Origin of the sequence: Burkholderia sp. BCC0044 (assembly GCF_902832955.1) — a bacterium.
Lineage (GTDB): Bacteria > Pseudomonadota > Gammaproteobacteria > Burkholderiales > Burkholderiaceae > Burkholderia.
On the sequence record NZ_CADFDO010000001.1, the window covers coordinates 1,852,299 to 1,871,926 of the forward strand.

19 protein-coding genes are annotated in these 19,628 nt (G+C 68.3%); 7 read left to right on the forward strand and 12 right to left on the reverse strand.

Annotated features, from left to right (window positions below):
- Window positions 1–35: 35 nt before the first annotated feature.
- From HWX14_RS08320 to mpl, 12 genes are all read right to left on the reverse strand, one after another.
- On the reverse strand, window positions 36–1,031 hold the full coding sequence (locus HWX14_RS08320; RefSeq protein ID WP_050013854.1) for an arabinose ABC transporter substrate-binding protein: 996 nt from the start codon (window positions 1,029–1,031) through the stop codon (window positions 36–38).
- Between the two features lie 111 nt (window positions 1,032–1,142).
- Window positions 1,143–1,922, reverse strand: a complete 780-nt coding sequence (locus HWX14_RS08325) for an SDR family oxidoreductase (RefSeq protein WP_175882365.1) — start codon at window positions 1,920–1,922, stop codon at window positions 1,143–1,145.
- Complete coding sequence (locus tag HWX14_RS08330; protein WP_175882275.1) at window positions 1,922–2,599, reverse strand: 2-dehydro-3-deoxy-6-phosphogalactonate aldolase; 678 nt, start codon at window positions 2,597–2,599, stop codon at window positions 1,922–1,924. The genes HWX14_RS08325 and HWX14_RS08330 overlap by 1 nt, the downstream gene beginning before the upstream one ends.
- A 22-nt stretch (window positions 2,600–2,621) precedes the next feature.
- A complete protein-coding gene (locus HWX14_RS08335) occupies window positions 2,622–3,647 on the reverse strand; it encodes a 2-dehydro-3-deoxygalactonokinase (protein WP_175882276.1) in 1,026 nt (341 codons plus the stop codon).
- Complete coding sequence (locus HWX14_RS08340; protein ID WP_175882277.1) at window positions 3,644–4,543, reverse strand: IclR family transcriptional regulator; 900 nt, start codon at window positions 4,541–4,543, stop codon at window positions 3,644–3,646. The genes HWX14_RS08335 and HWX14_RS08340 overlap by 4 nt, the downstream gene beginning before the upstream one ends.
- A 350-nt stretch (window positions 4,544–4,893) precedes the next feature.
- Window positions 4,894–5,295, reverse strand: coding sequence for an EF-hand domain-containing protein (locus HWX14_RS08345; protein ID WP_175882278.1), 402 nt, complete (start codon window positions 5,293–5,295; stop codon window positions 4,894–4,896).
- Window positions 5,296–5,374: 79 nt separating this feature from the next.
- Entirely contained in the window at window positions 5,375–6,985 is a 1,611-nt protein-coding gene (locus HWX14_RS08350) for a peptidase S10 (protein ID WP_175882279.1), read from the reverse strand.
- A 427-nt stretch (window positions 6,986–7,412) separates the two neighbouring features.
- Window positions 7,413–8,150 (reverse strand): monofunctional biosynthetic peptidoglycan transglycosylase, encoded by a 738-nt coding sequence (gene mtgA, locus HWX14_RS08355; protein ID WP_175882280.1) that lies wholly within the window; start codon window positions 8,148–8,150, stop codon window positions 7,413–7,415.
- A 14-nt stretch (window positions 8,151–8,164) separates the two neighbouring features.
- Entirely contained in the window at window positions 8,165–9,031 is an 867-nt protein-coding gene (aroE, locus tag HWX14_RS08360; RefSeq protein WP_175882281.1) for a shikimate dehydrogenase, read from the reverse strand.
- Window positions 9,028–11,118 carry an RNB domain-containing ribonuclease gene (locus HWX14_RS08365; RefSeq protein ID WP_175882282.1) on the reverse strand — a complete coding sequence of 697 codons (2,091 nt, stop codon included), beginning with the start codon at window positions 11,116–11,118 and terminating at the stop codon, window positions 9,028–9,030. The genes aroE and HWX14_RS08365 overlap by 4 nt, the downstream gene beginning before the upstream one ends.
- Window positions 11,119–11,198: 80 nt before the next feature.
- Window positions 11,199–11,768 carry a YqiA/YcfP family alpha/beta fold hydrolase gene (locus HWX14_RS08370; protein ID WP_175882283.1) on the reverse strand — a complete coding sequence of 190 codons (570 nt, stop codon included), beginning with the start codon at window positions 11,766–11,768 and terminating at the stop codon, window positions 11,199–11,201.
- Window positions 11,765–13,150: a UDP-N-acetylmuramate:L-alanyl-gamma-D-glutamyl-meso-diaminopimelate ligase gene (gene mpl / locus HWX14_RS08375; protein ID WP_175882284.1), complete on the reverse strand. Its 1,386-nt coding sequence runs from the start codon at window positions 13,148–13,150 to the stop codon at window positions 11,765–11,767. The genes HWX14_RS08370 and mpl overlap by 4 nt, the downstream gene beginning before the upstream one ends.
- A 246-nt stretch (window positions 13,151–13,396) precedes the next feature.
- On the opposite strand from mpl, the gene HWX14_RS08380 reads away from it, so the two are divergent.
- From HWX14_RS08380 to HWX14_RS08410, 7 genes are all read left to right on the forward strand, one after another.
- Window positions 13,397–14,041, forward strand: coding sequence for a UDP-N-acetylmuramate--alanine ligase (locus HWX14_RS08380; RefSeq protein WP_175882285.1), 645 nt, complete (start codon window positions 13,397–13,399; stop codon window positions 14,039–14,041).
- A gap of 7 nt (window positions 14,042–14,048) precedes the next feature.
- Window positions 14,049–14,600, forward strand: a complete 552-nt coding sequence (locus tag HWX14_RS08385) for a TlpA disulfide reductase family protein (RefSeq protein WP_175882286.1) — start codon at window positions 14,049–14,051, stop codon at window positions 14,598–14,600.
- Between the two features lie 194 nt (window positions 14,601–14,794).
- Complete coding sequence (gene aroQ, locus HWX14_RS08390; RefSeq protein WP_175882287.1) at window positions 14,795–15,247, forward strand: type II 3-dehydroquinate dehydratase; 453 nt, start codon at window positions 14,795–14,797, stop codon at window positions 15,245–15,247.
- Window positions 15,248–15,313: 66 nt separating this feature from the next.
- Complete coding sequence (gene accB / locus HWX14_RS08395) at window positions 15,314–15,778, forward strand: acetyl-CoA carboxylase biotin carboxyl carrier protein (RefSeq protein ID WP_175882288.1); 465 nt, start codon at window positions 15,314–15,316, stop codon at window positions 15,776–15,778.
- Between the two features lie 87 nt (window positions 15,779–15,865).
- Window positions 15,866–17,233, forward strand: a complete 1,368-nt coding sequence (gene accC, locus HWX14_RS08400; protein ID WP_050013869.1) for an acetyl-CoA carboxylase biotin carboxylase subunit — start codon at window positions 15,866–15,868, stop codon at window positions 17,231–17,233.
- A 2-nt stretch (window positions 17,234–17,235) separates the two neighbouring features.
- Window positions 17,236–18,138 (forward strand): 50S ribosomal protein L11 methyltransferase, encoded by a 903-nt coding sequence (gene prmA / locus HWX14_RS08405; protein WP_175882289.1) that lies wholly within the window; start codon window positions 17,236–17,238, stop codon window positions 18,136–18,138.
- Window positions 18,139–18,183: 45 nt separating this feature from the next.
- Complete coding sequence (locus HWX14_RS08410) at window positions 18,184–19,608, forward strand: zinc-ribbon and DUF3426 domain-containing protein (protein ID WP_175882290.1); 1,425 nt, start codon at window positions 18,184–18,186, stop codon at window positions 19,606–19,608.
- Window positions 19,609–19,628: the final 20 nt, after the last annotated feature.

The following is a 19,628-nucleotide window of genomic DNA, read 5'->3' on the forward strand; positions in this document are numbered from 1 at the left end:
CCGGCCGCGCGTCGCCGCGGCAGCCGGCGGGCCGCTTACTTCGATGCGAGCCCCATCTCCTCGCGCACCTTCGACACGTTGTCGCGCGTCGCGAGCATGCCCGTCGTCAGCGTCAACGGCGGCGGCGCCTTGCCCTGCGTGATCCACGTGTACATCAGGTCCGAGGTTTCCTCGCCGTGGCGCTTCGGGCTGATGATCACGGTGCCGTAGAAGCCCGTCGGCTGCGGCTTCTTGAACTCGTTCAACGCCGAATCGGAACCGCCGATGCCGATGCCGATCATGTTGTCGGCCTTGAAGCCGCGCCCTTCGGCCGCGCGCACCGCGCCGAGCACGGCCTCGTCGTTCAGACCGTACGCGACCCAGTGCTTGAACTGCGGGTTCTTCGTGAGCGCGATGTTCGCCGCGTTGAACGCGTTCTCGGTATCGGTCTTCGCCTGCGGCGCCGCGATCACGTTCGCCTTCGGGAAGCCGGCGGCGACCAGCGCGTCGGTCGCGCCGCTCGTGCGGTCGTGCGCGGTCGGCAGTTGCTCGTACGTGATGTCGATCGCGCCGACGTCCTTCATGTCCCAGCCGCGCTTCTTGATCTCGGCCGCGATGCCGTCGCCGACCTGCTTGCCGATGTTGTACGCGGAGATCCCCATGTGCGGCACCGCGTCGATCGGCTTGCCCGCGCCGTCGACGAGGCGGTCGTCGACCGTCATCATCTTCAGGTTGTGCGACTTCGCCTTCGCGACGATGCCCGGCCCGAGCTTCACGTCGGGCGTGCAGATGATGAAGCCCTGCGCCTTCTGCGCGGACAGGTTGTCGATCGCGCTCATCACCTTCTCGCCGGACGGCGCGCCGATCTTCACGAGCGTGAAGCCCTTCTGCTTCGCGGCGATCTCGGCGAATTTCCACTCGTCCTGGAACCACGGCTCTTCCGGCTGCTTCACCAGGAAGCCGATCTTGACCGGGTCGGCCGCGTGCGCGACCGGGCTGCCCATCACCACCGCCGCCGCGGCGGCCAGCGTTACGAACGTTCTGCGTTTCATCTCCAGTGTCTCCTTGTTTTCATCGAACAGGATGCAGCCGCTTGTTGGTTTCGACGCAGCGTGCGCGCGGCCGTCGCACGTGCGGTCTTTCAAATCGTTACGTCAGTCGTGTCAGTCGTGATACAGCGCCGCGCGCCCGCCATCGACGGTGATGCACGCGGCATTGATGAACGGCGCCTCGTCGGACGCCAGGAACACGGCCGTCATCGCGACCTCCTCCGGTTTCCCGATCCGCTTCATCGGCTGCAGCGCGAGCGTCTCGGCGCGCGCGGCGGCCGGATCGGGCTGCGCGTCCCACCAGTCGCGCGTCAGTTGCGTCTCGATGTAGCCCGGCGCGATCGCGTTCACACGCACGTTGCGCGCCGCGTATTCGATGCCGAGCGCACGCGTGAGGCCGAGCACGCCGTGTTTCGCGACCGGGTACGGAAAGCAGCCCGGGATGATCCTGAACGCATGCGTCGACGCGATGTTCACGATGCTGCCGCGGCCGCGCTCGACCATGCCTTCCAGCGCCGCGCGGCAGCCGTGCCACACGCCGTCGAGATCGACCGCGAAGCAGCGGCGCCAGTCGTCGTCGGTCATCGTCAGCGGATCGGCGAACACGTTGATGCCCGCGTTGTTCACGAGCACGTCGAGCGGGCCGAATGCGGCTTCGGTCTGCGCGAGCGCATCGCGCACCGCCTGCTGCCGCGCGACATCCGCCTGCAGCGGCAGCACGCGCGCGCCGTCGCATTCGCGTGCGATCGCGGCGGCCGTGTGCTGCGCCTGCGGGAAGTCGAGATCGACGAGCGCGACGGCCGCGCCTTCGCGCACGAACGCACGCGCGATCGCGGCGCCGATGCCGCGGCCCGCGCCCGTCACCATCGCGACCTTGCCCGCGAGGCGTTCCATCATGCGGCTCCGTCGCGCGCCGCGCGCAAGCCGGCCTGGAACGCGCGCGCGTTCGCCGCGGTCGTGTCGGCCGACTGGCCGGGCCGGTACAGCGCCGAGCCGAGCCCGAAGCCGTTCGCGCCGGCGTCGAGGAACGGCTGCATGTTGTCCGGCGAAATGCCGCCGACCGGAATCAGCGGCACCGCGCGGTCGACCACCGCGCGCCACGCCTTCACGACCGTCACGCCGAGCTGCTCTGCCGGGAACATCTTCAGCACGTCGGCGCCGTTCGTCAACGCGGCAAACGCTTCGGTCGGCGTCGCGACGCCCGGCGCGCTCGCCAGCCCGCGCTCGCGTGCGCGGCGGATCACGGCCGCGTCGCTGTGCGGCATCACGATCAGCGCGCCGCCCGCGTCCTGCACGCGGTCGACGTACTCGGCGCGCAGCACGGTGCCCGCGCCGACGATCATGTCGTCGGGCAATGCGCGCCGCAGCGCCGCGATGCTGTCGAACGGATCCGGCGAGTTGAGCGGCACCTCGACGATCCGGAAGCCGGCTTCGTACAGCGCACGGCCGTGGTCGGCCGCTTCGGCGGGCGTGATGCCGCGCATGATCGCGATCAGCGGACACGCATCGAACGCGCGCATCAAGGCGGCGTGAGGCGTGTACGGCGCGGGCAATGTCAGGTCGGACGGCATCGAAGATTCCTCTGCAAGCAGTTCACTGGTCGGCGCAGACGGGCTCGCCGTCCGCGCGCACGAGCCCGGCGCGCGACGCGATCCGCCACAGGCCGAGCTCGGTCGCGTGGGCGGCGACACGCGCATGCGCATGGCCGAATACCTGGAGCGCATCGACGTAGCGCGAACACAAGCCGTCGTCGCCGATCAGCAGCAGCGGCTGGTTCGCGAGCGCGATGCCGCGCTCCGCGAGCATCGCGTCGAGCGCATTGAGTTCATGGCCGATCAGCAGGCCGGACAGGTAGTCGCCCTGCGCATCGGGGGCGAGCCGGTCGGTCAGCCCGAGCGTGCGCGTGCTGAAAATCGTCGCGAGCAGCCCCGTGTGCTGCGCGCCGCGGGCGACCGATACGCCGCGCACGAACGCCGCGCGATCGGGCGATTCGCCCGCGCGCATCGTGCGGCCGAGGATCGTGTGATCGCGCAGCACCGCGAACAGCTCGCCGGTCATGAAGGTCTGGAAGCGTTCGATCAGCCCGTCCTTCACCCATGCCCATTTCGCATGCGTGCCCGGCAAGCCGATCAGTACGCCTGAACGATCGGCGCCAAGCGTGGGATCGCTCGCGAGTGCGCCGACGATCTGCGTTTCTTCGCCGCGCATCACGTCGGGCAATTCGCCGGTCGCGATCACGCCCGGCACGATCGAGACCGTCGTGCCGCGCGCCGTCGTCACGGTGATGAGGCCCGCGACGAGCGCGTCGGCGCCGGCCGGCACCGCGACGTACGGCGCTTCGCGCCAGCCCTGCGCGCTGCCGACCATCCCGGCGGCGAGCACCGGCAGGCCGGGCGTGCGGTCGAGCCAGTCGCCGCACGCTTCCTCGAACACCGCGTCGAACGCACGCGCGCCGCCGCCCGGCACGTGCATCACGCCGGCCGCCCGGCTGCGCGTGTCGATCGGCACGCCGTGCGCGTCGAACAGATACGCGCGCAGCGACGTGGTGCCCCAGTCGAGCGCGATCAGCGACGGGGAGGCGGAACTGGCATCCGGAACGGGCCGGGTCGAAGTCGTCATCGTTTGATCCTGCGGGTACCCTGCGGCGGGCTCCAGCCCAGTTCCGCGGAAATGGCTCGCGCTTCGCGCTGCACGAGCGGAATCAGTTCGTCCATCCGGTCGTGCGGCATGTACGGAATCGTGCTCGCGACCGACACTGCCGCGACGATCGCGCCCGACGCGTCGCGGATCGGCGCGGCCACGCAGCGGATCGACGCCTCGTTTTCCTCGAGATCGAACGTATAGCCGCCGGCCGCGTAATGCGCCATGCGCTGCAGGAACGCACTCGTCTCGGGCCGGTTGTCGGGCTTGAAGTTGACACCGGCCAGCGCGCGCCGCGCGGCTTCGAACAGCGAGCGCCACAGGTCCGGATCGAGGTCGAGCATCATCGCCTTGCCGATGCCGGTCGACGCGAGCGGCATCCGGTGGCCGACGCGCGAGCGCATCTCGAGGCCGCGCGTGCCGGGAATCTTGTCGATGTACAGCACGTCGTCGCCGTCGCGCACGCCGAGATGGATCGTGTCGAGCGTCGCTTCCGCGAGCGCTTCCAGGTGCGGGCGCGCGACCGCGGTGAGCGGCATCTGCTCGAGCGCGATCGTGCCGAGCTCGATCAGCTTCGGGCCGAGCAGGTAGCCGCCCTGCACCTGGCGCAGATAGCGCGCCTGCACGAGGCTGCTGACGAGACGGTGCGTCGTGCTGCGCGTCGTGCCGAGCGCGGCGCCGATCGCACGCATGTCGCGCGCGCCGTTCGCGATCGCCTCGAGGATCGCGAGGCCGCGCAGCAGCGTCTGCGTGCCGGCCTGCTGCGCGGCGAGGTCGAGCGGCGTGCTGGTCGCGCCGATGCTGTCGGTCAGCGACGTATCGGCCGGCATCGCGCGCCGGGCGTCGAGGGTAAGGGAATCGGGCATCTTGGTCATGGGGCGGGGCTTCTTCAACGGAATCGGTGAAGCCGCTCGCGCGGCGCCGGAACTGCGTCCGGTGCTGCGGCGTGGCGGCGGTCGATGCACCGAGTAAAGCGCCCGGCGAACTTCATGGAAGGTGTCTCCGTGTGCGACGGGCGCCGCGCGATGCGTGGGTCCGAAGCTGTCGATGTGCTTCGGATTGTAGGAGCGCACGCACTCGTCTCCAATATTTGAATGCGTTGTCCAGATAATGAGAATTCCGACGGAACCGGCCACGGGCTCGACACGGCGGCCGCGCCATGTGCACGGGGGCGGAACCCGCCGTGTCGCAGGTTCCGCCCCCGTATGTTCACGCCGTCCCGCGCTTACTGCTGGCTCGTGCTGCGCGCCTGCATGTAGCGCTGTACGTCGGCGAACGACACGCGGCCGCTGCCGCCGGCGTCGATCTGCCGGAAGTGGTTCGCGACATAGCCGAGGCCGGCCGCGCGCGCCTGCGACTCGGTGATCGCGCCCGTGTTCTGCGTGTCGGCCGCGCTGAACTGCCGCGCGAGCTTGCGCACCACCTGCGCATGCAGCGCGGCGCCGGTCGTCTGCGTGCCGGCGGTCGCGTGGCGCGCGGCCGGCGGCACGTACGGATCGCCGAGCTGCGCCTGGCGCGCACGCGCCGGCGCGGCGGCGGCGTCGCTCGCCTGCGCGAACGCGGAGAGGGAAGCGGCGGCCCCGACGCATGCGAGCGCCGCGGCAACGACGATGAAACGATTCTTCATATCAGGCTCCAGTCTGGAATGAGGTCGTCGACGGCCGGCGAGCGGCGCCGCCGAGGGCGCCCGTCGCCGGCGTCGCGCATCAGTGCGCGGCCGCGTTGTAGAAGGTCACGAGGTCAGCTTTCTCCTGCGGACGCGACGTATCGTCGAGATAGACCATGTGCCCGCCCTGATAGTCCTTGATCGTCAGGTTCGGTTGCGTGCCGAGCCGCGCGAGGTCGAGCTCGGTCTGGTAGAACGGCGTCGCGATGTCGTGATACCCGTTCAGCGACAGCACCTTCAGCGCCGGGTTCAGCGTCAGCGCCGCGGCCAGGTCGGGGATCGTGTCGGGCATCGCGAGGCCGTCGTGCGTCCAGTCCCACGTGTTGATCGCATTGCTGCTCACCGAGTAGGCCGACTGTGCGGTGTACTTCAGCTCGTTCGGCAGGTAGCTGCCGATCGTATCGGTGAACGGCTTCGTGATGAACGAGCTGGACGGATCGCCGTCGGCCGCGAGCGGGCTCGACACCGGCACGTTCACGCGTGCGTCGTAGCGGCCGATCAGCGTGCCCGGCACCAGCGACAGCTGGAAGCTGTTGTCGAAGAAGGTCGGGACCACGTTGAAGTCGGCATTCCACAGCGACTGCTTCACGCCGGTCGAATTCACCATCGTCGTGACGAGGTTCGGCGGCGGCGGCGTGTGGCTCGCCAGGTACGCGTTCACGGCGGGCGCGTAGCTGCCGGCCGTCAGCAGGCGCATCTGGTCCGCATACTGCGGCAGGTTCGACGGGTTCGGGTTGTCGAGCTGATAGTACGCGCCGACCGTGCCGTACGACGGCACGAAGCCCGCGCAGCTCACCGGGCTCGCGCCGTTGTTCGAGTTGCCGACATAGTCGCTCGCCATGTCGCAGTTGGTGTTGTAGTTCAGGATCGACGACTGCAGCACGACGCCGTCGAGCTTCACGCCGGCCGTCTCGAGCAGGTTCGCGAGCACGTCGGTGCGCGGCGTGCCGTACGACTCGCCGAACAGGTATTTCGGCGAATCGTTGCGCTGGTTCACGCTCAGGTAGCGCGTCACGAAATCGCGGAACGCGCCGGCGTCCTGGTCGACGCCCCAGAACGTCTGGTTCGTGTTCGGCGCGACCGCTTCCGAGAAGCCGGTGCCGATCGCATCGACGAACACGAGGTCGGTCGTGTCGAGCAGGGTTTCCTGGTTGTCGACGAACGGGAACGTCGACGTGTTCGCGTTCGGGTCGCCGGTCTGGATCCGGCGCGGGCCGAACGAGCCGAGGTGCAGCCATACCGACGCCGAGCCGGGGCCGCCGTTGTACAGGAACGTGACGGGCCGCTTCGCCGCGGGCTGGTTGTCGGCCGTGTACGCGACGTAGAAGAACGACGCTTCGGGCGCGCCCGTCTGCGGATTGCGGGCGACGAGGTGGCCGGCGGTGGCCGTGTACCGGATCGTCTTGCCGTTCAGCGTGATCTGATGGTGCGTGACGGCGGCCTTTTCGACCGCGGCGGATGCGTCGAGCGACGCGGTCGCGCTCGACGAATAACTGTTTGGATCGTTGTACGCGCGGTCGACCTGACCGGCAGAATCGGCTGAATTCGCGGCGCTCGCTGCAGACGACGACGTCACGTCGTCGTTGCAGGCCGTCAGAATCAGCGAAGAACACACCACTCCCAACAACAGCTTCGCTTTGCTCGCTGGCATCGTTGCGTTCCTTCTTCTCGGATGTTTTTTGTGTCGAGCAGCCGGATAAGCCACCCCCCGCCTCGATTGCGGCCGATAAGCCGAGGCGCTGGCCAATATACGCGAGCCCGTCAGCTTTGAAAAATTTTGAAATATTTGGCGCTCAGCCGGTGCAGCGCACACCTTTCAGGAATGCTTCGATTCGCGAAACGTTGTATTTCACGTCGCTTTCATCGACTTTCGCGTTTACCCGCGACGACTAAAAAAGCACCGATTTCGTGCGATGCCGGCCAACAAAATCGCGCGGTCGTCGGCATTGCTCAACAAAGCGAAATAGACGGATTCGTCTAACGGATGTGGCCCGAAATGGCGGCGACGCGAATGCGCTGCAGCGCACCAATCGCGCCGGCGCGGCGGAACGGACAATGCAGCGGCGCGGGCGCGCCGCTTACTCCGATTGCGGCAGCTCGGCCGCGCCCATCCGGCGTGCGATGACGGCCGCCCGCTGCGCCTGGTAGGCCGAGCCGCGATGCGCATCGAACCAGCGCGGCTTCGGCAGCATCACCGCGAGGCGCGCCGACTGCCACGCACCCAGCCGGCTCGCGGGAATCTTGTAGTAATAGCGGGCGGCCGCTTCGGCGCCGTACACGCCGCGGCCCCATTCCACCGAATTCAGGTAGATCTCGAAGATGCGCTCCTTGTCGAGCACCGTTTCGAGCATCCACGTGATGATCAGCTCCTGCCCCTTGCGGATGTAGCTCTTCTCGCGCGACAGGAACAGGTTGCGTGCGAGCTGCTGCGTGATCGTCGAGCCGCCCGCGACGATCCTGCCGCGCGCCTTGTTCTTCTCCCACGCCTGCAGGATCGCGTCGACGTCGTAGCCGTTGTTGGTCGCGAAGGTCGAATCTTCGGACGCGATCAGCGCACGCTTCAGGTTGCGCGAGATCTGGTCGTACGGCACCCACTGGTGGCGGATCTGCGCGGGCGGCGTGTCGCGCGACAGCCACCACGCGTCGGTACGCATGAACGCGGTCGAACCCGGGTTCACGAACGACCACAGCGCGATCTGCGCGAGATAGAACAGCTGCGTCGCGAGCCACGCGAGCGCGAACACCGATCCCGCGTAGACGATCCAGCGCGTGACGCTCACCGTCCGCGTGCGCTGCGTGCCGCTCACCGCCACCACGTGCCGCGCTCCGTTCAGCTCGCCGCGAGCGCCTGGCGCAGCGCGGCCAGCACCGGTGCGCCGTCCGGCCGCACGCCGCGCCAGATGAAGAACGATTCGGCCGCCTGCTCGACGAGCATCCCGAGCCCGTCGGCCGTGCGCGCGCCGAGCGATGCCGCGTGCTGCATGAACACGGTCGGCTGCGCGCCGTACATCATGTCGTACGCGAGCGTGCCGGCGCCGAACGCGGCCGCGTCGCACTCCGGCAGCGCGGCATCGAGGCTGCCGGCCGTCGCATTGATCACCACATCGTACGGCTCGGCCCGCACGACGCCGGAGCCGCCGCCCGCGAGCGTGCAGCCGGCATCGTGCGCGGCCTGCATGAACTGGCTGACGAGCGCCTCGGCCTTGCTCGCGGTGCGGTTCACGATCGCGATCGACAGCGGCGCGCGGTCGAGCAGCGGCAGCACGACGCCGCGCGCGGCGCCGCCCGCGCCGAGCAGCAGGATGCGCGCACCCGCGAGCGACACGCCGAGATTCGCTTCGATGTCGCGCACGAGGCCGACGCCGTCGGTGTTGTCGCCGTAAAGGCGCCCGTCGGCGTCGATGCGCAGCGTGTTCACCGCGCCCGCCGCCGCCGCGCGCGGCGACAGCGTGTCGGCGAGCGCATGCGCGTCGAGCTTGAACGGCACCGTCACGTTCGCGCCGCGACCGCCTTCGGCGACGAACGCGCGCACCGCGGCCTCGAACCCGTCGACCGGCGCGAGCCGGTGCGCGTACTCGATCGGCTCGCCGGTCTGCGCGGCGAATTGCGCGTGGATGAACGGCGACTTGCTGTGCGCCACCGGGTTGCCGAACACGACATAGCGGTCGGCGCCGCTCGTCGACGCAGCTGCGTTCATGATGCGCGCCCCTCTTCGCCGTCGTTGCCGCTCGCGGCTTCGCCGCCCGCTGCCGCCGCATCGCCCGATTCGGCCAGCGCTTCGGCCTCGGCTTGCGCCGACGCATCTTCCGCGTCGACCAGCGTGTCGTCGCCGCCTTCGGCGTCATCCTCTTCGTCGGCCTCGGCCGTATCGCCGCTCGTCACGGTCGGCGCGTCGAGCACGTTCAGCAGGCGCACCGATGCCTCGATCGTCAGCTCGTCGAGCGACATCACGTCGAGCAGCACGCGCGTGCCCCGCGCATGCACGCCGAGCCCCGGCACGTGCAGCAGCAGCGGGATGTCCTCGAGGCGCACGAGATCGCCCTTCACGACGCTCGCGACGACCTGCTTCTTCTGCTCCTGCTTGAGCCAGCGCAGGCACCAGAAATATTCCATCCGGCGCTGGTAGTCGGCGTAGGCCGTGTACGTATCGTCGAAGCCCTGCACGACCGCGTAGAGATCGGCGTCCTTCGGCTTGAACGGCGCGGCGAGCTTCGCGGTGACGCCGTGCTGCACGCACGCGAGCAGTTGCCACTGGTTCACGAGGTCGACGTAACGGCGCAGCGGCGACGTGCTCCACGCGTACTGCGCGACGCCGAGGCCTTCGTGCGGCGCGGCCGTCGTCTGCATCCGCGTGCGCTTCGGGCCCGGCGCGCCGAAGCCGCGCTGCGAGCGGTAGATGCCCGGCACCGTGTGGTCGTGCAGGAACGCGCCCCAAGTCGAGTTCGCGAGAATCGCGAGCTCCGACACGATCAGGTCGAGCGGCGAGCCGCGGCGGCGCGGCGTGATCGTCACGTGCTCGCCTTCGACGTAGAAGTTGTAGTCGGTGTTGCGCTGCACCTCGCGCTTCAGGCCGTAGCCCGCGCGCGCGACCTGGCGCTTCTCGAACAGCGCCTGCGCGAGCGGCCACAGCACGGCGATGTCGTCCTTGTGCGGATAGTCGCCGGTGCCGGCCGCGAGCGTCTCTTCGTTGACGAGCTCGTCGAGCGTGTTATGGCGCAGGTTGTTCTTCACGTACACGAGCTCGGCGCGCGTCTCGTTCGCGACGATGTCCTGCGTCTCGCGGTTGACGATGATGTACAGCGACAGCGCCGGGCGGTAATCGCCCTCCTTCAGCGTGAACACGTCGACGACGTCGTCCGGCAGCATCGTGATCTTGTCGCCCGGCATGTAGACGGTCGACAGGCGCGTACGCGCGATCGCGTCGACCGGATCGCCGCGCACGATGCCGAGCGCCGGCGCCGCGATGTGCACGCCGATCCGCACCCGGCCGTCGGCCAGGTGCTCGACCGAGAACGCATCGTCGATTTCGGTGGTCGTGATGTCGTCGATCGAGAACGCCTCGACGTTCGCGCGCGGCAGGTCGTCCGGCAGCGGGCCGACCGTGACGGGCGGAAAACCGGTGCCGTGCGGGAAGAATTCCGCGAGGAAGCGCGCTTCGTGCAGCGCACGCGGCGACTCGATGCCGCCGCAGTCGAGCATCAGCCGCGCCGGCGACACGCCGCGCGCGCCGGCCGCCGCTTCCATCGCCTTGTATTCGATCGAATTCTTGTCCGGCCGCGTCAGCAGCCCGAGCACCTTGCCCGCGAACGCTTCCGGCAGCTTGCCGGCCTTCAGCTCCTCTTCATACTGCGCCTGCACGAGCGCCTGCTGGCGCTTGCGCTCGAGCGACGCGAGCGCCATCTTGAGCTGCTCTTCCGGCGCGCGCTGGTACTGGCCGCGCCCCTTGCGGCGGAAGTAGACGGGCGAGCCGTGCAGCCGCAGCACCAGCGCCGCGCGCTCGACCGGGCCGTACGTCGCGCCGAAGTACTCGGCGGCCAGCGCCGTATAGGCGAACTCGTCGGCCGGCGCGCATTCCCACAGGAAGTCCAGATCGATCTGCTGCGCGGCCGTGTCGGCCTCCTGCATCAGTTCGCCCGCGGCCGGCTTGTCGAATTCGATCAGCACGTCTTTCGCGCGCACCTTCGCGCGCCGCCCGCCGGGCAACTCGACCTGAAATGCGTCGCCCTGGCGCGACAGCACGCTGCCCGCCTTGAAACTGCCCGATTCCTCGAAGAAAACGTTCACTCAGTACTCTCGTTCAGACTGCCGGGCGCCGCATCGGCGGCGCCGCATGATGATGGGAATTCGATCGGCACGCGGCCGGTTTAGGACGTCTTTCCGTCGCAAAACGCGAGAACGTCGTCGACATAGTCGGCAAATTCGCTGATTCCGTGATCGCTGCCGTCGATCACGCGGGTTTTCGCGCCCGGGTAATGGGCGAGCATCTCGCGATAATCGAGCACCTCGTCGCCGGTCGCCGCGAACAGATAGTAGCGGTCGGCGCGCGTGATCGCCGGCACGCGCAGCGCGTCGAGTTCGTGCAGGTGACGGCGCTCGACGACGATCGTGCCGCCGCCGTGCCACAACTGCTGCTCGCCCAGATGCTGTTCGAGATCGCGCTGCGGCACGATCGCCGGATTCAGCAGCACGGCCTTCCAGCCATGCTTTTCGGCGAGCCACGTCGCGTAATAACCGCCGAGCGAGCTGCCGATCACGGTCACGTCGCGTGCGCCCGCGACCTCGGCTTCCGCCACCGCGATCGCCTCGAGCGGCGACACCGACAGCGACGGGCACCGCCACTCGCCGGTGCGGCCGAGTTCGGCCATGCGCGCGGCGAGCAGCCGCGACTTCTGCGATTCCGGCGACGACCGGAAGCCGTGCAGATACAGGATCACGTGCGGCTCCCGAGCGCATCGAGCAGCTTCTGGTGCACGCCGCCGAAGCCGCCGTTGCTCATCACGAGCACGTGGTCGCCCGGACGCGCGGCCTCGACCACCGCCTTCACCAGCAGATGCAGATCGTCGAATGCGCGTGCGCGCTCGCCGAGCGGCGCGAGCGCTTCGGCCAGATTCCAGCCGAGCGCGTCGCGCCCGGTCGGCGCGCCGTAGCCGAACACGAGATCGGCATCGGCGAGGCTCGCCGGCAATTGCGACTTCATCACGCCGAGCTTCATCGTGTTCGAGCGCGGTTCGAGCACGGCGAGGATGCGGGCATTCTGGCGGCCGATGCGGGCACGAAGGCCGGCGATCGTGGTGTCGATCGCGGTCGGATGGTGCGCGAAATCGTCATAGACGGTCACGCCGTCCACGCTGCCGCGCACTTCCATCCGGCGCTTCACGTTGCGGAACGACGCGAGCGATTCGGCCGCCTGCGCGGGCGGCACGCCGACGTGGCGCGCGGCGGCGATCGCCGCGAGCGCGTTCATCCGGTTGTGATCGCCCTGCACCTGCCACGCGACTTCGCCGACGCGCTCGGCGTGCGAATACACCGCGAAGCGCTCGTCGACCGGCACGCCGTCCTCGGCCGGCAGCGCCTGCCAGCCGCCGTCGACGCCGAAGCGCTCGACCTCGCTCCAGCAACCGCGCGCCAGCACGCGCTCGAGCGCGTCCGACCGGCCGTTCGTGACGATCCGCCCGACGCCCGGCACGGTGCGCACCAGATGATGGAATTGCGTCTCGATCGCGGCGAGATCGGGGAAGATGTCGGCGTGATCGAATTCGAGGTTGTTCAGCACCGCGGTGCGCGGCCGGTAGTGCACGAACTTCGAGCGCTTGTCGAAGAATGCCGTGTCGTACTCGTCGGCCTCGATCACGAAGAAGCTCGAATCGGTGAGCCGCGCGGACACGCCGAAGTTCAGCGGCACGCCGCCGATCAGGAAGCCCGGGTTGAGGCCCGCGTCTTCCAGCAGCCACGCGAGCATCGACGACGTGGTCGTCTTGCCGTGCGTGCCCGCGACCGCGAGCACCCATTTGCCGGCGAGCACATGCTCGCCGAGCCATTGCGGGCCCGACACGTAAGGCAGGCCGCGATCGAGGATCGCCTCCATCAGCGGATTGCCGCGCGTGACGACGTTGCCGATCACGAACAGGTCCGGTTTCAGGTCGATCTGCTCGGCGCCGTAGCCTTCGATCAGCGTGATGCCCTGCGCCTCGAGCTGCGTGCTCATCGGCGGATAGACGCCCGCGTCGCAACCCGTCACCGTGTGGCCCGCCTCGCGTGCGAGTACGGCGAGACCGCCCATGAAGGTGCCGCAGATGCCAAGAATGTGGATGTGCATAGAGGAATGCTTTCGCGCCGCCGGGCGCCGTCGATTCGGAAAGGATGCGTGTGCGGCGCGCCGGACGAGCCGTGCGGCCGGCGCCCGGCCAACGACCTGGCCGCGACGCAAAGAGCAGTATTGTAACTGACGGCCTGCGATGCCCGGCGGCCCGAACGATGCGCGCGAACGGTGCCGGCGCCCCCGGACGACGGGCTGCCGCACCCGTGCTCGGGCGCGGCGACGATCGAGTATGATTGCCGGATCATGTCTCGCAAACCTCTTGTCGACCCGCGGCGCGTCCGCGAGGAAATCGCCCAGTCCGCCGCCCGCCTGATCGCGGAGGACGGCCTGGACTATGCCGGCGCGAAACGCAAGGCCGCGCGCCAGTTGCTGGGCGATTCGCGCGTTGCTGGCGAATGGCTGCCGGATAACGACCAGATCGAGGAAGAACTCCGCGAATACCTCGCGCTGTTCCAGAGCGACACGCAGCCGGACGAACTGCGCCGCCTGCGCGAGATCGCGCTCGACTGGATGCGCCGGCTCGCCGAGTTCCATCCTTATGTGACGGGCGCCGTGCTGAACGGCACCGCGAACGCGCATTCGGATATCCATTTGCAGGCATTCACCGACAACCCGAAGGACGTCGCGATCTACCTGCTGAACCAGAACGTCCAGTACGACGTGTCCGAGACACGGCATTTCGCGGGCCGCGGCGAGGTAGAAACGCTCAGTTTCCTGTGGCGCCCGCGGCGCGACGTGGACGCGATCGGCATCCACCTTGCGCTGTATGCGAGCGACGACCTGCGCGGCGCGGTGAAGGCCGACGCGCGCGGCCGCGTCGCCCGCGCGGACGCCGCAGCGCTGCGCGCGCTCGTCGACGCAGGCCAGGCCCCTTCCGAACCGGAATGATTCAACGATGATGATGAAACGCATGTTGGCGCTCGCGGTGGTCGCGGCCGCCGCCGTTGCCGGCGGTGTCGCCGCCGGCCACTGGTTCCGCGGTACGGCCGACGACGGCGTCGCCGTCGCCGCGCCGGCCGTCCATGGCAGTCCGGTCGACCAGCTGTGGGCGTCGTCGCTCACCGGCGTCGACGGCAAGCCGGCCACGCTGGCCGCATTCAAGGGCCACAAGGTCGTCGTCAATTTCTGGGCGTCGTGGTGCGGCCCGTGCGTGGAGGAAATGCCGGAGCTCGTCGCGCTGTCGCATCAATATAAGCAGAAAGGCATCCGTTTCGTCGGGATCGGCGTCGATTCCGAGCAGAACGTGAAGACCTTCCTGCAAAAGGTGAAGGTCGACTATCCGGTCTTCGTCAGCGGTTATGCGGGCGCCGATCTGGCCCGTAATTTCGGAAATACCGCCGGCGCGCTGCCGTTTACCGTCGTGATCGACGAAACCGGCAAGATCCGCGAGACAAAATTGGGACAAATCCAGCCGGCCGAGCTGAAAAAGACGCTCGACGCGCTGTAACCCGCCCGAACGGCAGTCCGCGCGTTGGCGGCGATTTGCAGGTCGATCGCCGCAATTTCGCGTGAATTCGCCGATACTTTGCGCCCGCACCGGTAATTCTTGCAGACCCGGCGCACTTGGCCGTTCGGCAAAACTAGACAAATTTCTCTAAATAGCGCTAAAGTTCGCGCAATTCCGCAGAAATAGAAGCGACCATGACACGATTGCTGGTGTTGCACGGCCCCAACCTGAACCTTCTCGGCACCCGGGAACCGGAGGTGTACGGCCGCGTCACGCTCGCGCAGATCGATCAGGCGCTTGCCGCGCGCGCCCGGGAAGCCGGCGCCGACCTGTCGTCGTTCCAGAGCAACCATGAAGGCGCGCTGGTCGACCGCATCCAGGCCGCGCGGGAGGAACAGACCGATTTCATCCTGATCAATCCGGCCGCGTACACGCATACGAGCGTTGCGATCCGGGACGCGATCGCCGGCGTCGGCATCCCGTTCGTCGAGGTTCACTTGTCGAACGTGCATCGCCGCGAAGCGTTCAGGCACCACTCCTACTTTTCCGACCAGGCCGAAGGCGTGATCTGCGGGCTCGGCTGGAAAGGTTATCTGTACGCGCTCGAGTACGCGCTGGACAAGCTGCAAGGCGCGTCGCGCGACTGATTTCGCGATCTAGATTCAGCGCCGGCCCCTCACCGGCGCTTTCACGTATTGAAAGGGGAATTCCCGATGGATCTTCGTAAGCTGAAAACTCTGATCGACCTCGTTTCCGAATCCGGCATCTCCGAGCTGGAAGTGACGGAAGGCGAAGGCAAGGTGCGCATCGTCAAGAACGCACCGCCGGTCTACGTACAGCCGACGGCTGGGTATGCCCCGCAAGTCAGCGCGCCGGCTCCGTCGGCCGCGCTGCCGACCGACGGCGCTGCCGCGCCGGCAGCCGCCGCCCCGGCCGTCCCGCAGGGCCACGTCGTGACGTCGCCGATGGTCGGCACGTTCTATCGCGCGCCGTCGCCGGGCGCCGACCCGTTCGTGCAGGCCGGCGACACGGTCAAGGAAGGCCAGACGATCTGCATCATCGAAGCGATGAAGCTGCTCAACGAGATCGAGTCGGACAAGGCCGGCGTGATCAAGGAAATCCTCGTCGAGAACGGCCAGGCCGTCGAATACGGCCAGCCGCTTTTCGTGATCGGCTAAGCCCGCCGCGCGGTCCTGCCGGCCGCGCGCCGCCGAGATGCTCGCCAGGCGCCGTTCGCGCGCCCCTCGAAGAGACGAATACTCGCTATGTTTGAAAAAATCCTCATTGCCAACCGCGGTGAAATCGCGCTGCGCATCCAGCGTGCGTGCCGCGAACTCGGCGTCAAGACGGTGGTCGTCTACTCGGAAGCCGACAAGGAAGCCAAGTACGTGCGCCTCGCGGACGAAGCCGTCTGTATCGGCCCGGCCCCGTCGAACCTGAGCTACCTGAACATGCCGGCGCTGATCAGCGCCGCGGAAGTCACCGATGCCGAGGCGATCCACCCCGGCTACGGCTTCCTGTCGGAGAACGCCGATTTCGCGGAACGCGTCGAGCAGTCGGGCTTCACGTTCATCGGCCCGCGCCCGGAAACGATCCGCATGATGGGCGACAAGGTCACCGCGAAGCAGACGATGATCAAGACCGGCGTGCCGTGCGTGCCGGGCTCGGAAGGCGCGTTGCCGGACGATCCGAAGGAGATCGTCAAGATTGCGCGCGCGATCGGCTATCCGGTCATCATCAAGGCGGCGGGCGGCGGCGGCGGGCGCGGGATGCGCGTCGTGCACACCGAGGCCGCGCTCGTCAACGCGGTCAACATGACCCGCGAGGAAGCCGGCCGTGCGTTCGGCAACCCGCAGGTGTACATGGAGAAGTTCCTCGAGAACCCGCGCCACATCGAGATCCAGGTGCTGTCGGACGCGCACAAGAACGCGATCTGGCTCGGCGAGCGCGACTGCTCGATGCAGCGCCGCCACCAGAAGGTGATCGAGGAAGCGCCGGCGCCCGGCATTCCGCGCCGCCTGATCGACCGCATCGGCGACCGCTGCGCGGACGCATGCAAGAAGATGGGCTACCTCGGCGCGGGCACGTTCGAATTCCTGTACGAAAACGGCGAGTTCTACTTCATCGAGATGAACACGCGCGTGCAGGTCGAGCACCCGGTATCGGAACTGATCACGGGCGTCGACATCGTGCAGGAGCAGATCCGCATCGCGGCCGGCGAGAAGCTCACGCTGCGCCAGCGCGACATCCAGTTCCGCGGGCATGCGATCGAGTGCCGGATCAACGCCGAGGACCCGTTCAAGTTCACGCCGTCGCCGGGCCGGATCACGTCGTGGCATACGCCGGGCGGCCCGGGCGTGCGCGTCGATTCGCACGCCTACAATGGCTATTTCGTGCCGCCGAACTATGATTCGATGATCGGCAAGCTGATCACCTACGGCGCGACGCGCGAGCAGGCGATCCGCCGGATGCGCATCGCATTGTCAGAAATGGTCGTCGAAGGCATCCAGACCAACATCCCGCTGCACCGCGAGCTGATGATCGACGCGAAGTTCGTCGAAGGCGGCACCAGCATCCATTACCTCGAAAACCGGCTCGCGCAGAAGCAGCAGGTCGCACCGGAAGAAGCGTAAGCATGAGTTATCGCGAACTCGTCGTCGAACTGGCCCGCGAGCATGCGGAGGCCCTGTCCGACGCGCTGCTCGATCTCGGCGCGCTGTCGGTGTCCGTCGAAGACGCCGACGCCGACACGCCCGACGAACAGCCGCTCTTCGGCGAGCCGGGCCTCGTGCCCGATCGCACCGCGTGGCAGCACTCGCGCGTGGTCGCGCTGCTGTCGGCCGATCACGAGCCGGCCGTGCTGCTCGCGGCGGCCGCGAACGAGATCGGCCTCGCCGAGACGCCGAAGTTCGTCGTGCGCGAAGTCGAGGAGCAGGACTGGGTGCGGCTCACGCAGTCGCAGTTCGAGCCGATTCCGATCGGCGAGCGGATCTGGGTCGTGCCGTCGTGGCACGATGCGCCCGATCCCGATGCGCTCGTCCTCGAGCTCGACCCCGGCCTCGCGTTCGGCACCGGCAGCCACCCCACGACCCGCTTGTGCATGGAGTGGCTCGAGCAGTCGGTAAAGCCCGGTCAGTCGGTGCTCGACTACGGCTGCGGCTCGGGCATTCTCGCGATCCTCGCGAAGAAATGCGGGGCGAACCCCGTGATCGGCATCGACATCGACCGCCAAGCAGTCGAATCGGCGCGCCAGAACAGCGAACGCAACCGGGCGGAAGTCACGTACGGGCTGCCCGATGCGTGCCCGGACGGCGAATTCGACATCGTCGTCGCGAACATCCTGTCGAATCCGCTGAAGCTGATGGCGTCGATGCTCGCATCGAAGGTCAAGCCGGGCGGGCGCATCGCGCTGTCGGGCGTGCTCGCGCGCCAGGCGGACGAAGTCGCGGCCGTTTATGCGCGCTACGTCGACATCTCGGTCTGGCGCGAACACGAAGGTTGGGTATGCCTTGCCGGAACCCGCCGCGAAAGCCATTAGAATAGCGCTGTCCTTCACTCTGGCCAGCAGGCCGCCCGGCTCGACATGCTTCTTGCGACGCGCTGCCCTCATTGCGAAACCGTCTTCCGGCTGCAGCAGGAACAGCTCTCGCTGCATCAGGGGCTCGTGCGCTGCGGCCATTGCCACGAAGTCTTCAACGCCGCCGAATCGCTCGTTCCCGAGTACGCGCAGCACCCCGAGCCGGCATTGACGGAACCGGCTGCCGCGCCGCACGGCGGCGACGCGCATCAGCAGGCCGCGCCGGCCCGGCTGTTCACCGCCGACGCGCCGCCCGAATCGCCGACCGGCACCGATTACAAGCCGGAAGGCTGGGACATGTGGGCGCCGTGGCTCGACGCCGGCGTCGATCCGTCGCTGCAGCACAGCGTCGAGACCGTGCGCACCGAGCCGCTGATACCGCTCGCGCTGCCGTCCACTGAAGCCGGCGTCGTTCACCTGTCGGGCACGCCGGAGCCGTTCGCGTCGTCGCCGGCCGAGCTCGATGCTTCGGCTGCCGTCGAGCAACCGACCGAACCGCATTCGCCGCAGGCGCAGCACGCACCGCACGAAACCGAAGAAGCCGCAGCCTCGCCCGCGCCGGTCGAGCGCGACCCGCGCGAGCCTCGCTTCGTCGCCCACCTTCCGTCGGAAACGGAAACTGCCGCCGAGCCGGCCGAACCCGTCGTCCCCACGCACTTCGCTGCGCCGGACGACGAACGCGCGCCGCGCGAACCGCGTTTCGCGTTCACGCCCGCACCGGCCTTCACCGAAGCCGAGACAGCATCGGAACCCGACAGCTTCACCCGGCACGACAACGCGTCGACCGCAGCGGCAGCCGATGAACCGGTCGCCCGGACGGTCACCCAACCGGCGGCCCAGCCCGACGTCCAACCGCCCGCCCAACCGGTCGCCCCCTTCCCCGCCGCACTGACCGACGACGATCGTCCGCACTTCGCCGTCACGCGCGAGACGCGCGCGCCGCAGCGACGCGGGATGCTCGGCGGCTTTTTCGGCGGCCTCGTCGCGGCCGCGCTGGTGGGCCTGCTCGTCGCGCAACTGGCGTGGTGGCAGCGCGAAACGGTGATGATCTACTGGCCCGTCACGCAGGGCTGGTTCCGGCAGGCGTGCGCGCCGCTCGGCTGCACGGTCACGCCGCCGCGCGCGATCGACGGGCTGCGGCTCGACGCGACCGACCTGCGCCAGCTCGACGGCCCGCGCGAGCTCGAACTGAAGGTGCCGCTGACGAACCGCTACCGCGTCGCGCTCGCCTACCCGTCGCTCGAACTCACGCTGCTCGACGACACCAATCACGTCACCGTGCGCCGCGTGCTCGCGCCGCGCGACTACGTGCGCCCGGGCACGCCGATCGACGCCGGGCTGCCGCCCGGCACGACGCAAACGATGGTCGTCCGTCTCGAAACGAACGGCGCGCCCGCCTCGAATTTCCGCGTCCAGATCTTCTATCCGTGACGCGCCGTGGCGCGCTTGCG

What these genes read in the sequence shown, in the direction of transcription:
- HWX14_RS08320 (WP_050013854.1), bottom strand. Translation starts at nt 1,031, where the DNA reads ATGAAACGCAGAACGTTCGTAACGCTGGCCGCCGCGGCGGCGGTGGTG.
- HWX14_RS08325 (WP_175882365.1), bottom strand. Translation starts at nt 1,922, where the DNA reads ATGGAACGCCTCGCGGGCAAGGTCGCGATGGTGACGGGCGCGGGCCGC.
- HWX14_RS08330 (WP_175882275.1), bottom strand. Translation starts at nt 2,599, where the DNA reads ATGCCGTCCGACCTGACATTGCCCGCGCCGTACACGCCTCACGCCGCC.
- HWX14_RS08335 (WP_175882276.1), bottom strand. Translation starts at nt 3,647, where the DNA reads ATGACGACTTCGACCCGGCCCGTTCCGGATGCCAGTTCCGCCTCCCCG.
- HWX14_RS08340 (WP_175882277.1), bottom strand. Translation starts at nt 4,543, where the DNA reads ATGACCAAGATGCCCGATTCCCTTACCCTCGACGCCCGGCGCGCGATG.
- HWX14_RS08345 (WP_175882278.1), bottom strand. Translation starts at nt 5,295, where the DNA reads ATGAAGAATCGTTTCATCGTCGTTGCCGCGGCGCTCGCATGCGTCGGG.
- HWX14_RS08350 (WP_175882279.1), bottom strand. Translation starts at nt 6,985, where the DNA reads ATGCCAGCGAGCAAAGCGAAGCTGTTGTTGGGAGTGGTGTGTTCTTCG.
- aroE (WP_175882281.1), bottom strand. Translation starts at nt 9,031, where the DNA reads ATGAACGCAGCTGCGTCGACGAGCGGCGCCGACCGCTATGTCGTGTTC.
- mpl (WP_175882284.1), bottom strand. Translation starts at nt 13,150, where the DNA reads ATGCACATCCACATTCTTGGCATCTGCGGCACCTTCATGGGCGGTCTC.
- HWX14_RS08380 (WP_175882285.1), top strand. Translation starts at nt 13,397, where the DNA reads ATGTCTCGCAAACCTCTTGTCGACCCGCGGCGCGTCCGCGAGGAAATC.
- HWX14_RS08385 (WP_175882286.1), top strand. Translation starts at nt 14,049, where the DNA reads ATGATGATGAAACGCATGTTGGCGCTCGCGGTGGTCGCGGCCGCCGCC.
- aroQ (WP_175882287.1), top strand. Translation starts at nt 14,795, where the DNA reads ATGACACGATTGCTGGTGTTGCACGGCCCCAACCTGAACCTTCTCGGC.
- accB (WP_175882288.1), top strand. Translation starts at nt 15,314, where the DNA reads ATGGATCTTCGTAAGCTGAAAACTCTGATCGACCTCGTTTCCGAATCC.
- accC (WP_050013869.1), top strand. Translation starts at nt 15,866, where the DNA reads ATGTTTGAAAAAATCCTCATTGCCAACCGCGGTGAAATCGCGCTGCGC.
- prmA (WP_175882289.1), top strand. Translation starts at nt 17,236, where the DNA reads ATGAGTTATCGCGAACTCGTCGTCGAACTGGCCCGCGAGCATGCGGAG.
- HWX14_RS08410 (WP_175882290.1), top strand. Translation starts at nt 18,184, where the DNA reads ATGCTTCTTGCGACGCGCTGCCCTCATTGCGAAACCGTCTTCCGGCTG.